The organism is Streptomyces sp. NPDC058257 (genome assembly GCF_042881845.1).
Classification (GTDB): domain Bacteria; phylum Actinomycetota; class Actinomycetes; order Streptomycetales; family Streptomycetaceae; genus Streptomyces.
This window is the reverse complement of the sequence record NZ_JBHVXJ010000023.1, coordinates 53,696-68,518: the sequence shown is the minus strand read 5'-3', so window position 1 is coordinate 68,518 and position 14,823 is coordinate 53,696. Positions and strand designations below refer to the sequence as shown.

The following is a 14,823-nucleotide window of genomic DNA, read 5'->3' as shown; positions in this document are numbered from 1 at the left end:
AGGAGATGGTGACGATGACCAACACGGCACAAGCGACGACCGCCCCCGAGTGGGCCCTGAAGTTCATGGACGCCATCGACACGCTGGAGTTCGATGAGGGCTTCGCGCCGCTGACCGAGAACACCGACATGTTCTTCGGCACCGAACACATCCACGGCGTCGAGGCCATCAAGGCGTTCTTCGTCAAGATCGACGAACCGCTGATCATCAACCACGAGATCCTGGAATTCTGGACCGCGGGCGACGGCGTCCGCCTGTTGCGCGGCGAGGCCACCATGGCCAAGAAGACCGAACCCGACCGTGTGGTGCGCGCCCCGTTCATGCACATCTTCTACCTCGCCGACGAAGAGCTCCCCGACGAGAAGACGGTCCGCATCCGCGAGCTGCGCATCACCGCGGGCCCGCTGCAGACCGACGCGGTGATGTGACCGCCACGCACCGCCGAGCCGGGGTACCTACCGAAACGCCAGCAGCTCAAAGATCCGCGTCTTCGCCATGCGATATTGACTATTAGTCAATAGAGCCGGATCCGGAAGGCGCGCTACCGCCGAACCGCACGTAATCTTGTGTGAATGAAACGTGCAGGCCTCCTTCTTCTCGCCGTCGCCCCGGTCGCCACGGTCGCCGTCTACTTCCTCGGCGGGGACTCGGACAAGGGCGGCTCCGGGGCCGACCAGAAGGCGCCAGGCACCCACCGGCCCTACGACGACGACAAGTCGGCGGACGAGATCAAGGCCGACGACGAGCTGATCGCGGACCTGCCCCCGGGCCTCGCGGCACCCGCCAAGAAGGACCTCGCCCAGCAGCTGATAGCCAGCGCGGAGAACTCCACGCTGAACTGGCGCGGGCAGTACGGCTACATCGAGGACATCGACGACGACCACGGCTACACCGCCGGGATCATCGGCTTCTGCACCGGCACGCACGACCTGCTCACCCTCGTCGAGCGGTACACGAAGGACCACCCGGACAACGGCCTGGCCCGCTACCTGCCCGCCCTGCGCGAGGTCGACGGCACGGACTCGCACGAGGGGCTCGACCCCGGCTTCACCAAGGCGTGGCAGGCGGAGGCCGACGAGCCCGCCTTCCGCAAGGCCCAGAACAGCGCGCGCGACCGCGTCTACTTCGACCCCGCCGTCCGCCTCGCCAAGCTCGACGGGCTCGGCACGCTCGGGCAGTTCATCTACTACGACGCGATGGTCCTGCACGGCCCCGGCACCGGACCGCGCGGCTTCTACGGCCTGCGCGAGGCGACGCTGAAGGAGGCGGACACGCCCTCGCAGGGCGGCAAGGAGAAGGCGTACCTCGACATCTTCCTGGACATCCGCCGTGCGGCGATGAAGTCCGAGAAGGCGCACCGCGACACGACGCGCGTGGACACGGCGCAGCGGGAGTTCCTCTACGACGGCAACCTGAGCCTGCGGACGCCGCTGACGTGGAAGGTGTACGGGGAGACGTTCAGGGTTCCGTAACCACCCCGAACGCCTCCCCGGTCTCAGCCTCAGCCCTTGACGGCCCCGGCCGCCAGGCCCGATCCGAGCTTCCGGTGGACGATCACGAAGAAGATCATCACCGGCACGGTGACCAGCGTGGAGCTGGCCATGACCGGGCCCCAGGCCGTGGAGTTCTCGCCGAAGAACTGGTAAATGCCCACGGCGGCCGTGTACTTGTCGCTGCCCTTCATGAAGGTGTACGCGAAGACGAACTCGTTCCACGCCGTGATGAAGGCGAAGATCGAGGTCGCGACGAGTCCGGGCGCCACCAGCGGAAGCAGCACCGACCAGAACATCCGCGGCCAGGACGCCCCGTCGATGTATGCCGCCTCCTCGACCTCCTTGGGCACGGTCTGGACGAAGCCGCGCAGGGTCCAGATCGCGAAGGGGAGCGAGAGCGCGATGTAGACGATCGTCAGGCCGATCAGCGAGTTGAGCATCTCGTAGTCCCGCATCTGGATGAAGAGCGGGATGACGAGCGCCTCCAGGGGCACCATCTGCACGATCAGGACCATGATCAGTACGGAGGTGCGGAACCGGAACTTGAAGCGGGCCACCGCGATCGCCGCGAAGAGCGAGAGCACCCCGGCGGCCAGGATCGTGCCGAAGCCGACGAGCGCCGAGTTCAGCAGATACGTACCGAAGTTGCCCTTCTCGAACACGTAGGTGAAGTGCTCGAAGCTGATGCCGCTCGGCAGCACGTCCGAACCGCGGGTGACCGCCTTCGGGTCGAGTGCCGTGGAGATCATCCAGTACACGGGGAAGAGCGTGAAGAGCAGCAGCGCGGCGACCGCCGCGGGCAGCCCGATGCGTGCGGCGAGTGTGGTGCGACGGGCACTCACAGGTCCTCCTCCCCCTGCCGGAACAGCGTGCGGATGTAGACGATCGTGATGGCGAGGAGCAGCACGGTAAGGAGGACCGCGGCTGCCGCGCCCGTGCCGTAGTCGTTCTTGGCGAAGGCCTGGATGTACGAGAAGACGCCGAGGTTGTAGACCTCTTCGTTGGCGCCGTCGCCTCCCGGCATCAGATAGATCTGGGTGAAGACCTTGAAGTCCCAGATGGTGGAGAGGATGGTCACCACGAGGAAGACCGGCTTGATCGTCGGCAGCGTGATCTTCCAGAACCGCTGCCAGGCGTTGGCGCCGTCCAGCTCCCCCGCTTCGTAGAGCTCCTTGGGGATCGTCATCAGGCCCGCGAGGACGGTGATGGCGACGAACGGGAAGCCGTGGTGGACGACGTTCAGGGTCGCGATCGCGTAGAACGGCCCGCGCTCGGTGAACCAGTTGCTGGTCTCGGGGTCGATGAGCCCCATCGATCCCGCGATCTGACTGACCATGCCGTCCTGCGGCTGGAAGAGCCAGATCCAGACGTACGTCCCTGTGACGGCGGGCATCGCCCAGGCCGCGAGGATCGCGATGGAGCAGATGAGGCGCCAGATGGGACCGAGGCGGTTGAGCAGCAGCGCGACGAGCGTGCCGAGGGCGACGGTGAGACCGACGCAGGCGATCGCGAAGAACGCCGTGTTGGGCAGGACCGTCTTCCACAGGAGTCCGCTGCCGAGCAGGTCGGTGTAGTGGTCGAATCCGGTGTACGTGCCCACTCCGCCGCCGAATTTGACGACGTAGTCCTGCATCGAGAGCTTGACGACCTGGATCAGCGGCCAGAGCAGCAGGCCCGCGAGGACCAGGAGGGAGGGCGCGAGGAGCAGCCACGGCCGGGTGAGGCCGACCAGCTTCTTCTTACGGAGGGCTGCTTCGTGTTCCGGTCGGGTGGCGGGGCGGCGGCGGGCCGTGGTGTCTTCCTCCGGTCCGCCGCCGACAAGCGTGTCTTTCACAGTGCCGACTCGCCCCTGCCTACTTGTCCTTGGCGAAGATCGCGTCCATGTCCTTGGCGGCCTTGTCCGCCGCCTCCTGGACGGAGGACTTCCCGGTCAGGATGGACTGCACCATGCCGGGGATGACCTTCGACGCCTGGATCTCGCCGTACGCCTTGGTCTTGGGGACGGTCGCGCCGGCTTCGAGCATCTGCTTGGCGAAGGGCTCGACCAGCGGGTCCTTCTTCGCCTCGATCTTCTTCAGCTCGGAGTTCTGACCCGGGAAGTAGTTGGTGTCCGCGGCCCACTTGGCCGCGAAGTCACCCGTGGTCAGCATCTTCACGAACTCCCAGGCGAGGTCCTTCTTGTCCGTGTTGAACGTGGACAGGTAGGAGCCGCCGAGGAACGACTTGCTCATGCCGCCGTTCTCGCCGGGGATCGGCACGGCGGCGAGCTTGCCCTTGAGGTCCGGGTTCGCCTCGACGATGGCCTTGGGCGTCCAGTTGCCGCCGACGGCCATGGAGATCTGGCCCTTGTTCCAGGCGTCGCCGACCTCCTTCTCCGTCCATGTGTTGACCTTGGCCGGGGAGACCTTGTCCTTGGTGGCGAGCCCGGTGTAGAACTCGATGCCCTTGACGGCCTCCGGGGAGTTGATCCCGGACTTCCACTTGCCGCCCGACTCCGTGGCGAGTTCGCCTCCGGCGCCCCAGATGAAGGGGGTGGCGAACATTTCGGCGCCGCCCGCGACCGGGAAGGGGATCATCCCGGGCTCCTTGTCCTTCAGCGTCTTCGCCGCCGACTGGAGCTCCTTCCAGGTGGTGGGCGCCTTCAGGTTGTGCTTCTCGAAGATGTCCTTGCGGTAGACGATGCTGCGTACGCCCGCGTACCAGGGCATGCCGTACTGCTTGCCGTCCAGCGTGCCCGCGTCCTTGAGGCCCTCGACGAGGTCGCCGTTGAGCCCCGACTCCTTGACCTTGTCCGTCACGTCGACGAGACCGCCGGTCTCGGCGAACTGCGGCACCCAGGTCGTACCGACCTCGGCCACGTCCGGGACCTGGTCCTCGCCGCCCTCGATGGCGGTGGTGAACTTCTTCTGCGCCGTGGCCCACTGCTGGTACTCGACGTGGATCTTGGCGCCGGTCTTCTTCTGGAAGGCCTTGCCCGCCTCGTCGAAGAAGGGCCTGGCGTCGGGGTTGGTCCCCTCCATGATCCATACGGTGAGGGTCTTGCCCTTGCCGTCGGTGGCGTCGCCCCCGTCGCCCCCGTCATCGCCGCCGCATGCCGTCGCGGTCAGTCCGAGCGTCATGGCGATACCTGCCGCGATGACCCGTCGCTTCATACCGGCCCCCTCATGGGTTCGTGCTGGGTTCGCGCTGGCTTCGTACTGGACTCGTACTGGTTCCCGCGCCGATCCGTTTGTGGAGTGATTGTGGCCACACGGACTCCATGCGGTCTAGACCCATCTGGGCCCGCTGCCGAACCGTAATGAGCATTGCGGGCTGCGCAATGCACAACGCGTGTTGCGCAGACCGCAACGGGTTTGGGGGGTGTCTGGGGCTCTGGGGGGTCAGGTGGGGTGGGGGGGAGTGATCGGTCTGGGGTGACGGGGTGACGGTCCGGGAGTGCGGGTGGGCCGGTGTTGGTCGGGTTGCCGGGGCCGTCCGGTTGACCCGAGATTGGCGGTTACGGGCCGGGCGTCAAGGGCGCTCCTACGTCGCGTCGGCTACGCCGATTCCGCTGCGCTCCACCCTTGACTCCCGTCCCTCCACCGCGCGAGGGAAAGCGACCGGACGGCCCAGGGGCGGGACTCTCGACCACTGCCGTCGGGTCGTCCGGTTTGGCTGCCGGGTGCGGACTGGTTCGTTGGGGGAGGCGGGGAGTGGGTGAGGTGCGCGGCTGGTTCGGGGAGGGGTGACGGTCTCGTCAAGCGACTGCCGACCGGATCGTCGGGGGTGGCCCGAGTGCTCAGGGGTGCGCGGCCTGTTCGGGGAGAGGTGACGGTCTCGTCAAGCGGCTGGAGGCTGGTTCGTCGGGGTGGCCCGAGTGCTCAGGGGTGCGCGGCCTGTTCGGGGAGAGGTGACGGTCTCGTCAAGCGGCTGGGGGCTGGTTCGTCGGGGGTGGCCGCCGGGCGGGGGCGCGATTGCCCCCTCGGCCCATCACATGGGGCTGTCGTGGCGGGGGGCGTCGGGCGACGGTGAGGTGATGGAGCGGGAGGGGACGCTGGTGAGCGACGCGCGCGGAGTGACTGCTGAGCCCACCCGTCCCTCACTCCCGAAGCCACAAACCGGGTCATACCACCCTGAGGAGAGATGGATTGCAGAAAAGTCCCACCGAGACCCACCCTGCCCCGGCGTCTCGCGGGACTTTCCTGCAATCCACTGCCGGTGGTCGGCTTTGCGGGGCCCGGCCAGTGCCCCGTCACATGCGAGACACCCGCGCCCAGTGGTCCGAGCGACAGGCGCCCGACGCCACCGGCGCCCCTCGCCACGCGCCGTGCCACTCCCCTGGCCGCCACTCCAGTGGATCCGGTCGACAGCCGCCGACGGACCGGCGCCCTTCACCGAACGCCCAGCGCCCCGCGTCCCCTTGCCTCTGGCGGTCACCCCGGAATATCCGATCGGCAGCCGCTTGACGAGACCGTGACCGATCCCCGGAGCGTCCGTGTGCTCCCGCCCTCTTCCTCGTGACGCTGCCCCGACGATCCGGTCGGCAGACGACGCGACCGGCGCCCATACCCGGAGCTCCCGCACGCCCCGGCCACTGACGGCCACCCCTGACGAGCGAGTCGGCAGTCGCTTGACGAGACCGTCACCTCTCCCCGAACAGGCCGCGCACCCCTGAGCACTCGGGCCACCCCCGACGATCCGGTCGGCAGTCGCTTGACGAGACCCGCACCCCTCCCCGAACCAGCCGCGCACCGCACCCACTCCCCGCCGCCCCCAACGAACCAGTCCGCACCCGGCAGCCAAACCGGACGACCCGACGGCAGTGGTCGAGAGTCCCGCCCCTGGGCCGTCCGGTCGCTTTCCCTCGCGCGGTGGAGGGACGGGAGTCAAGGGTGGAGCGCAGCGGAATCGGCGTAGCCGACGCGACGTAGGAGCGCCCTTGACGCCCGGCCCGTAACCGCCAATCTCGGGTCAACCGGACGGCCCCGGCAACCCGACCAACACCGGCCCACCCGCACTCCCGAAACAGCAACCCCCGGCTGACGCCCCCCCGCCATCAGCGCGGCCCCGCCGCCTCCCCCGATACCGTCTGCACCGTCAGCGGCTCGGCGGAGGACACCCTCAGTGGTGGACCCTCGTCCAGTCCGAGGATCACAGTCGGCCCACCCGCCGGGTACCGCTCGCTCCGGACGCGCCGGACACTGAGGACCGTGCGCCACGCGCCCCACACCCGTACGCGCTGGCCTGCCCTAACCGTGATCGCCGCCATCTCCGTCCCCGCCGGTTCGGGCACGATGTCCGGGGACTTCAGCTCTGCCCAGACCGTCTTGCCCATGCCGCCCTCCCCGGCCCACACTCCCCAGCGGTGAGCCAGCGCCTCCACGAGCAGCAACCCCCGTCCGCGCGTCTCGTCCTCCCCCGGCGCCCGTACCTCCGGTCTGCCCTCGCCCGCGTCGCTCACCTCGACGCGTAGTAGCCCCTCCTCCTCCGAGCGCGCGAGGCGAACCCCTACCTGACCGCCCTCCGGAGCCCGCGCCCGCAGGGCGTTCGTCACCAGTTCGGAGAGCAGCAACTCCGCAGTCCCGGTCGTGTCTTCGTCGATGCTCCAGCCGCCGAGCACTGCGTGCAGCAGGGCGCGTGATCTTGGGACGCTGCGGCGGTGCCGGGGTAGCCGGAAGCTGACTTCGTACGGGGTGGAGTGCGCGGAGTGGTCTGCCATGACGCCCCCTGGGGGTCGGTCGATCGCCGTCGATCAAGTCGCGTTGCGGCGTGGGGTGTTCAGCTGCAACGCGAAGAGGTTCCCGCGAAACAGAACTCGTGCGCAACGTTGAAGGGTAGGTTGCTTCTCGATTCACCCTTTCGAGCAATGTCCAGCCTGTAAGCCTTCGGCGCTGATAGGGAGTTGTCCATGCCTAACGTCAAGCCATCGACCGTGCTCGGACGCCAACTCGGAGACGAACTCAGGCGACTCCGCGAAGCATCAGCCATGACCACCACAGCCTCAGCAGAAGTGCTCGACTGCACCAAGGGCAAGATCAGTCGCATCGAGAACGGGCATGTTCCTGTCCGCTCACCAGATCTGATCGCCCTGATGACCGCGTATGGGGTCGAGGACGCTCAGACACGCGAACGGCTGAGCACCCTCGCCCGGCGAGCGAACCGACGTCGCCGCGAAGGCTGGTGGCACCAGTACGCCTCGGTGCTCGGCGACACGTACCGCGACCAGATCGAGATGGAGGCCATCTGCGACAGCGTCCGGACCTACCAGGTGCATCTAGTGCCTGGGCTTCTGCAGACGGCGGAATACGGGCGCGCCGTGACGGTCGCCTCGCGAGCCTGGCAGACCCCCGAGGAGATCGATCAGTTCGTTCAGGTGCGCCTCGCCCGGCAGCAACGCCTCACAGGCGACGCACCCATGGAGCTGTGGGCCGTCCTCGCTGAAGGAGTTCTCCGCCAACAGGTAGGCGGAGAAGCGGTGATGCGCGACCAGTTGGAGCACATGGCGAACCTGGCCGAGCAGCCGAATATCACTGTGCAGGTGCTGCCATTCTCGCGCGGGGCACACTCAAGTATGTTCGGCCCGTACCTGCTGCTGAGCTTTCCGCAGGTGGCTTCGCTGGACCTTGTACTGACAGAGACCCCGGCCGGAAACATCTGGACCGAAGGGGAGTCTGAAGTCGCGCACTACCGCACGCTCTTCGACGACGCTCGCACCACAGCTCTGCCACCCACGGAATCGCTCAGTCTGATCCATCGCATCGCCAAGGAGTACAGACCATGAGCCAGCACCGTCGCCCTCTGCCCGATCTCACGAAAGCATCTTGGCGCACCAGCAGTTACAGCGGCGGACAAGGTGATTGTGTCCAGATAGCCCACGCCATACCCCACCTAACCCCCATCCGCGACAGCAAGCAGCCCCCCACCGCCCCAGTGATCTGCTTCGGCCACGACGCCTGGCGGGCGTTCCTCGCGCACCTCCGCTGAGCCCGGGGCCGAACCCGGCCCCCGCCGCAGACGCCACGACGCCCGCCTTGGTCCGGTCGGGGACGAGGCGGGCGCCGCTCAGTTCCGTACGCCGTTGTACGGGACGAATATGGGGTTGTGGTGGTACTGAAGGACTAGACCATCAGAGATCGGTCCGTGGGTCGAATCGGCGACGGGAGGTCGCTCGCGCCGGTCAGGAAACGGTCCACGCCCTGTGCGGCCGAGCGGCCCTCGGCGATCGCCCAGACGATGAGCGACTGACCGCGGCCCGCGTCACCGGCGACGAAGACGCCGGGCACGTTGGTCTGGAACTCGCCGTCGCGGGCGACATTGCCGCGCTCGTCGAGGTCCAGGGAGAACTGGTCCACCAGGCCGTTCTCGCGGTCCGTGCCCGTGAAGCCCATGGCGAGGGTGACCAACTGGGCGGGGATCTTGCGCTCCGTGCCCGGCTTCTGGGTCAGCTTGCCGTCGATGAACTCGACCTCGGCGAGGTGCAGGAACTGTACGTTCCCGTCCTCGTCGCCCTCGAAGTGCGTGGTCGAGACGGCGTAGACGCGCTCGCCGCCCTCCTCGTGCGCGGAGGTGACCTTGTAGAGCATGGGGAAGGTCGGCCACGGCTGGTTGGCGCTGCGGTCCTCGCCCGGGCGCGGCATGATCTCCAGCTGGGTCACGGAAGCCGCGCCCTGGCGGTGGGCCGTGCCCACGCAGTCCGCGCCGGTGTCGCCGCCGCCGATGACCACGACGTGCTTGCCCTCGGCGGTGATCGGGGGCGCCACGTAGTCGCCCTCCTGGACCTTGTTGGCGAGCGGCAGGTACTCCATGGCGAAGTGGATGCCGTTCAGCTCACGGCCCGGCACCGGCAGGTCGCGGGAGATCGTGGCACCGGCGGCGATGACCACCGCGTCGTACCGCTTGCGCAGCTTCTTCGCGTCGATGTCGCGGCCGATCTCCACACCCGTACGGAACTTGGTGCCCTCCGCGCGCATCTGCTCGATGCGGCGGTTGATGTGGCGCTTCTCCATCTTGAACTCGGGGATGCCGTAGCGGAGCAGGCCGCCGATGCGGTCGGCGCGCTCGTAGACGGCGACCGTGTGGCCCGCCCGCGTCAGCTGCTGCGCCGCGGCGAGACCCGCCGGGCCCGAGCCGATGACGGCGACCGTCTTGCCGGAGAGGCGGTCGGGTGCCTGGGGGAGCACGTCGTTCGCGTCCCACGCCTTGTCGATGATCGAGACTTCGACGTTCTTGATGGTGACGGCGGGCTGGTTGATGCCGAGCACGCACGCCGACTCGCAGGGCGCCGGGCAGAGGCGGCCGGTGAACTCCGGGAAGTTGTTCGTGGCGTGCAGCCGCTCGGAGGCGGCCGACCAGTCCTCGCGGTACGCGAAGTCGTTCCACTCGGGGATCAGGTTCCCCAGCGGACAGCCCTGGTGGCAGAACGGGATACCGCAGTCCATGCAGCGCGACGCCTGCTTGGAGATGATCGGCAGGAGGGAGCCGGGAACGTAGACCTCGTTCCAGTCCTGGACGCGCTCGCCGACCGGGCGGGTCTGCGCGACCTCACGGCCATGGTTCAAAAAGCCCTTGGGATCAGCCATTGGTCGCCGCCTCCATCATCTTCTCGGTGATCTCGTTCTCGGAGAGACCGTCTCGCTCGGCGGCGTCCTTGGCGGCGAGCACTGCCTTGTACGTGCTGGGGATGATCCTGCTGAAGCGCTCCACGGTGGTGTCCCACTCGGCGAGCATCTTCTCGGCGACGGTCGAGCCCGTCTCCTCCTGGTGGCGGCGCACGACGTCGTGCAGCCACTTCTTGTCGGAGTCGTCCAGGGCCTCGACGGCCTCCAGATTGCCGGGGTTGACGTTGTCCCGGTCGAGGTCGACGACGTACGCGATACCGCCCGACATGCCGGCCGCGAAGTTGCGGCCCGTCTCGCCGAGGACCACCGCGTGGCCGCCGGTCATGTACTCGCAGCCGTGGTCGCCCACGCCCTCGGACACGACCGTCGCACCGGAGTTGCGGACGCAGAACCGCTCACCCGTGCGGCCACGGAGGAACAGCTCGCCGCCGGTGGCGCCGTACGCGATGGTGTTGCCCGCGATCGTCGAGTACTCGGCGAGGTGGTCGGCGCCGCGGTCCGGGCGGACGATGACGCGGCCGCCGGAGAGGCCCTTGCCGACGTAGTCGTTGGCGTCGCCCTCCAGGCGCAGCGTCACACCGCGCGGCACGAACGCGCCGAACGACTGGCCCGCCGAGCCGGTGAAGGTGATGTCGATGGTGTCGTCGGGCAGGCCCGCGCCGCCGAACTTCTTCGTCACCTCGTGGCCGAGCATGGTGCCGACCGTGCGGTTGATGTTGCGGATCGCGACCTGTGCGCGGACCGGCTGTGCGTCGGTCGCGCCGGAGGCGGAGAGCGCGTCGGCCGCGAGCTTGATCAGCTCGTTGTCGAGCGCCTTCTCCAGGGCGTGGTCCTGGATCGCGGTCTGGTGGCGCGCGGCGCCCTCGGGCAGGGACGGCACGTGGAAGAGCGGCTCCAGGTCCAGGCCCTGCGCCTTCCAGTGGTTGACGGCCCGCTCGGTGTCGAGGAACTCGGCGTGGCCGACGGCCTCCTCGATGGTGCGAAAGCCCAGCTCGGCCAGGATCTCGCGGACCTCTTCGGCGATGAACTCGAAGAAGTTGACGATGTACTCGGCCTTGCCGGAGAAGCGCTCGCGCAGCGCCGGGTTCTGCGTGGCGATGCCGACCGGGCAGGTGTCCAGGTGGCAGACGCGCATCATGACGCAGCCGGAGACGACGAGCGGCGCGGTGGCGAAACCGAACTCCTCGGCGCCGAGCAGCGCGGCGATGACGACGTCGCGGCCGGTCTTGAGCTGGCCGTCCGTCTGGACCACGATGCGGTCGCGCAGGCCGTTGAGGAGCAGCGTCTGCTGGGTCTCGGCGAGGCCGAGCTCCCAGGGACCGCCCGCGTGCTTGAGCGAGGTGAGCGGCGAGGCACCCGTACCGCCGTCGTGTCCTGAGATCAGGACGACGTCCGCGTGTGCCTTGGAGACACCCGCGGCGACCGTGCCGACGCCGACCTCGGAGACCAGCTTCACGTGAATCCGCGCCTGCGGGTTCGCGTTCTTCAGGTCGTGGATCAGCTGGGCCAGGTCCTCGATGGAGTAGATGTCGTGGTGCGGCGGCGGGGAGATCAGGCCCACGCCCGGCGTCGAGTGACGCGTCTTGGCGACCCACGGGTAGACCTTGTGTCCCGGCAGCTGGCCGCCCTCGCCGGGCTTGGCGCCCTGCGCCATCTTGATCTGGATGTCGTCCGCGTTGACCAGGTACTCGGAGGTCACACCGAAGCGGCCGGACGCGACCTGCTTGATGGACGAGCGGCGGGCCGGGTCGTACAGACGCTCCGCGTCCTCGCCGCCCTCACCGGTGTTGGACTTGCCGCCCAGCTGGTTCATGGCGATGGCCATGGTCTCGTGGGCTTCCTGCGAGATCGAGCCGTACGACATGGCGCCGGTCGAGAACCGCTTGACGATGTCGGCGGCCGACTCGACCTCGTCGATCGAGATCGACGGGCGGTCCGACTTCAGGTTGAACAGGCCGCGCAGCGTCATCAGGCGCTCGGACTGCTCGTTCACACGGTCCGTGTACTTCTTGAAGATGTCGTAGCGGCGGGTGCGCGCGGAGTGCTGCAGGCGGAAGACCGTCTCCGGGTCGAAGAGGTGCGGCTCGCCCTCGCGGCGCCACTGGTACTCACCGCCTATGTCGAGCGCGCGGTGCGCGGAGGCCACGCCGGAGACCGGGTACGCCTTGGCGTGCCGGGCGGCGACCTCCTGTGCGACGACGTCGATGCCGACTCCGCCGATCTTGGACGTCGTACCGACGAAGTACTTCGCGACGAAGTTCTCCTGGAGGCCGATGGCCTCGAAGACCTGCGCGCCGCGGTAGGAGGCGACGGTCGAGATGCCCATCTTGGACATGACCTTCAGGACGCCCTTGCCGAGCCCGTAGATCAGGTTCCGGATGGCCTGCTCGGCGTCCATACCGGGCAGGAACGTACCCGCGCGGACGAGGTCCTCGACGGACTCCATCGCGAGGTAGGGGTTGACGGCCGCGGCGCCGTAGCCGATGAGGAGGGCCACGTGGTGGACCTCGCGGACGTCGCCCGCCTCGACGAGCAGGCCCACCTGGGTGCGCTGCTTCGTACGGATGAGGTGGTGGTGGACGGCCGCGGTGAGCAGCAGCGAGGGGATCGGCGCGTGCTCGGCGTCGGAGTGCCGGTCGGAGAGCACGATCAGGCGGGCGCCGGCCTCTATGGCGGCGTCCGCCTCGGCGCAGATCTCCTCGATGCGGGCGGCGAGGGCGTCGCCGCCGCCGCTGACGCGGTAGAGACCGGAGAGGGTCGCGGCCGTCATGCCGGGCATGTCGCCGTCGGCGTTGATGTGGATGAGCTTGGCGAGCTCGTCGTTGTCGATCACCGGGAAGGGCAGCGTGACGCTGCGACAGGTCGCGGCGGACGGCTCCAGGATGTTGCCCTGCGGGCCGAGCGATGAGTGCAGCGAGGTGACGAGCTCTTCACGGATGGCGTCCAGCGGCGGGTTGGTGACCTGCGCGAACAGCTGTGTGAAGTAGTCGAAGATCAGCCGGGGGCGCTCGGAGAGTGCCGCGATCGGGGTGTCCGTGCCCATGGAGCCGAGCGGCTCGCCGCCGGTCTTGGCCATCGGCGCGAGGATGACGCGCAGCTCTTCCTCGGTGTAGCCGAAGGTCTGCTGGCGGCGCGTGACGGAGGCGTGCGTGTGCACGATGTGCTCGCGCTCGGGCAGGTCGGAGAGCTCGATCTCGCCGGCTTCGAGCCAATCCTGGTACGGGTTCTCGGCGGCGAGCGTGGCCTTGATCTCGTCGTCCTCGACGATGCGGTGCTCGGCGGTGTCGACGAGGAACATCTTGCCGGGCTGCAGGCGGCCCTTGCGGACGACCTTCGCGGGGTCGATGTCGAGGACACCGACTTCGGAGCCGAGGACGACGAGGCCGTCGTCGGTGACCCAGTAGCGGCCGGGGCGCAGACCGTTGCGGTCGAGAACCGCGCCGACCTGGATGCCGTCGGTGAAGGTGACGCAGGCCGGGCCGTCCCAGGGCTCCATCATCGTGGAGTGGTACTGGTAGAAGGCGCGGCGGGCCGGGTCCATCGAGCCGTGGTTCTCCCACGCCTCGGGGATCATCATCAGGACGCTGTGCGGAAGCGAACGTCCACCGAGGTGGAGGAGTTCGAGCACCTCGTCGAAGGACGCCGAGTCGGACGCGTCCGGGGTGCAGATCGGGAAGACACGGTCGAGCTTGTCGGTGCTGCGCTCGGCGGCGGAGGCGAACAGGCCGGAGGCGAGCTGCGACTCACGCGCCCGCATCCAGTTCCGGTTGCCCTTGACCGTGTTGATCTCGCCGTTGTGCGCGACGAAGCGGTAGGGGTGCGCGAGCGGCCAGCTCGGGAACGTGTTCGTGGAGAAGCGCGAGTGGACGAGCGCGACGGCCGTGGCGAAACGGCGGTCGGACAGGTCGGGGAAGAACGGCTCCAGCTGGCCGGTGGTCAGCATGCCCTTGTAGACGATGGTCCGGGCGGAGAGCGAGGGGAAGTACGTCCCTGCCTCACGCTCGGCGCGCTTGCGCAGCACGAAGGCCTTGCGGTCGAGCGCGATGCCGGAGCTCTCGCCGTCGGCCACGAAGATCTGCCGGAAGACCGGCATCGTCGAGCGGGCGGTGGCACCGAGCAGCTCGGGGGCGACGGGAACGTCGCGCCAGCCCAGGACCGTCAGGCCTTCCTCCGAGGCGATCGTCTCGATCTGTGAGACGGCGGCGTCGGTGGTGCCCGCGGTGTCGACCGGCAGGAAAGCGATGCCGACGGCGTACGTGCCGGCCTCGGGGAGCGCGAATCCCGCGACCTCGCGCAGGAAGGCGTCCGGCACCTGGAGCAGGATGCCCGCGCCGTCGCCGGAGTCCGGCTCGGAGCCGGTGGCACCACGGTGTTCGAGATTGCGCAGTACGGTCAGCGCCTGTTCGACCAGCTCATGGCTGGCTACACCGGTGAGGGTGGCCACGAACCCGACACCGCAGGCGTCGTGCTCGTTACGGGGGTCGTACATGCCCTGAGGGGCGGGGCGACCGTCCATGGGCGACCAGGCGTGCGTACGCATTGGCTCTCCCGTCGTCGTCGTGGCATATGCAATAAGCGAGGGACGACGTTGGCCCAGGCGAAATTTCGTGCAGGTTACATGATGGAACGCTTCTCGAAAAGCGGATAGCTCATTCCACCATGTGGACACCGCTCATAAGTGTGGAGAGCGATCAGAAGGGGGGCCTATGCGGACAGATCCATGGCCGTAGGCC

At 68.2% G+C, this 14,823-nt stretch carries 10 protein-coding genes; 4 read left to right on the top strand and 6 right to left on the bottom strand.

The features are described 5' to 3' along the window. The first annotated feature begins 14 nt into the window (after nt 1-14). Nucleotides 15-428, top strand: a complete 414-nt coding sequence (locus ACFVXC_RS36275; RefSeq protein ID WP_389914488.1) for a nuclear transport factor 2 family protein — start codon at nt 15-17, stop codon at nt 426-428. 144 nt (nt 429-572) lie between these two features. After that, entirely contained in the window at nt 573-1,472 is a 900-nt protein-coding gene (locus ACFVXC_RS36270) for a chitosanase (protein WP_389914485.1), read from the top strand. Between the two features lie 29 nt (nt 1,473-1,501). Here ACFVXC_RS36270 and ACFVXC_RS36265 read toward each other — a convergent pair whose 3' ends face one another. The 4 genes from ACFVXC_RS36265 to ACFVXC_RS36250 all read right to left on the bottom strand — a co-directional run bounded on the left by ACFVXC_RS36265 (nt 1,502) and on the right by ACFVXC_RS36250 (nt 7,191). Next, nucleotides 1,502-2,335 (bottom strand): carbohydrate ABC transporter permease, encoded by an 834-nt coding sequence (locus tag ACFVXC_RS36265; RefSeq protein ID WP_389914482.1) that lies wholly within the window; start codon nt 2,333-2,335, stop codon nt 1,502-1,504. Beyond that, on the bottom strand, nt 2,332-3,327 hold the full coding sequence (locus tag ACFVXC_RS36260) for a carbohydrate ABC transporter permease (RefSeq protein ID WP_389914479.1): 996 nt from the start codon (nt 3,325-3,327) through the stop codon (nt 2,332-2,334). The genes ACFVXC_RS36265 and ACFVXC_RS36260 overlap by 4 nt, the downstream gene beginning before the upstream one ends. A gap of 19 nt (nt 3,328-3,346) precedes the next feature. Continuing rightward, nucleotides 3,347-4,645 carry a sugar ABC transporter substrate-binding protein gene (locus ACFVXC_RS36255; RefSeq protein ID WP_389914476.1) on the bottom strand — a complete coding sequence of 433 codons (1,299 nt, stop codon included), beginning with the start codon at nt 4,643-4,645 and terminating at the stop codon, nt 3,347-3,349. A 1,883-nt stretch (nt 4,646-6,528) separates the two neighbouring features. Beyond that, nucleotides 6,529-7,191, bottom strand: a complete 663-nt coding sequence (locus tag ACFVXC_RS36250) for an ATP-binding protein (protein WP_389914473.1) — start codon at nt 7,189-7,191, stop codon at nt 6,529-6,531. Between the two features lie 189 nt (nt 7,192-7,380). Between ACFVXC_RS36250 and ACFVXC_RS36245 the strand changes: the two genes are divergently transcribed. Continuing rightward, nucleotides 7,381-8,253, top strand: a complete 873-nt coding sequence (locus ACFVXC_RS36245; RefSeq protein WP_389914470.1) for a helix-turn-helix domain-containing protein — start codon at nt 7,381-7,383, stop codon at nt 8,251-8,253. Further along, on the top strand, nt 8,250-8,456 hold the full coding sequence (locus tag ACFVXC_RS36240) for a DUF397 domain-containing protein (RefSeq protein ID WP_389914468.1): 207 nt from the start codon (nt 8,250-8,252) through the stop codon (nt 8,454-8,456). Before ACFVXC_RS36245 ends, ACFVXC_RS36240 begins: the two co-directional genes overlap by 4 nt. A gap of 134 nt (nt 8,457-8,590) precedes the next feature. On the opposite strand, the gene ACFVXC_RS36235 is transcribed toward ACFVXC_RS36240, so the two are convergent. Together ACFVXC_RS36235 and gltB are read right to left on the bottom strand one after the other, a co-directional pair. Further along, nucleotides 8,591-10,051, bottom strand: coding sequence for a glutamate synthase subunit beta (locus tag ACFVXC_RS36235; RefSeq protein WP_389914465.1), 1,461 nt, complete (start codon nt 10,049-10,051; stop codon nt 8,591-8,593). Then, a complete protein-coding gene (gltB, locus tag ACFVXC_RS36230) occupies nt 10,044-14,630 on the bottom strand; it encodes a glutamate synthase large subunit (RefSeq protein WP_389914462.1) in 4,587 nt (1,528 codons plus the stop codon). The genes ACFVXC_RS36235 and gltB overlap by 8 nt, the downstream gene beginning before the upstream one ends. Nucleotides 14,631-14,823: the final 193 nt, after the last annotated feature.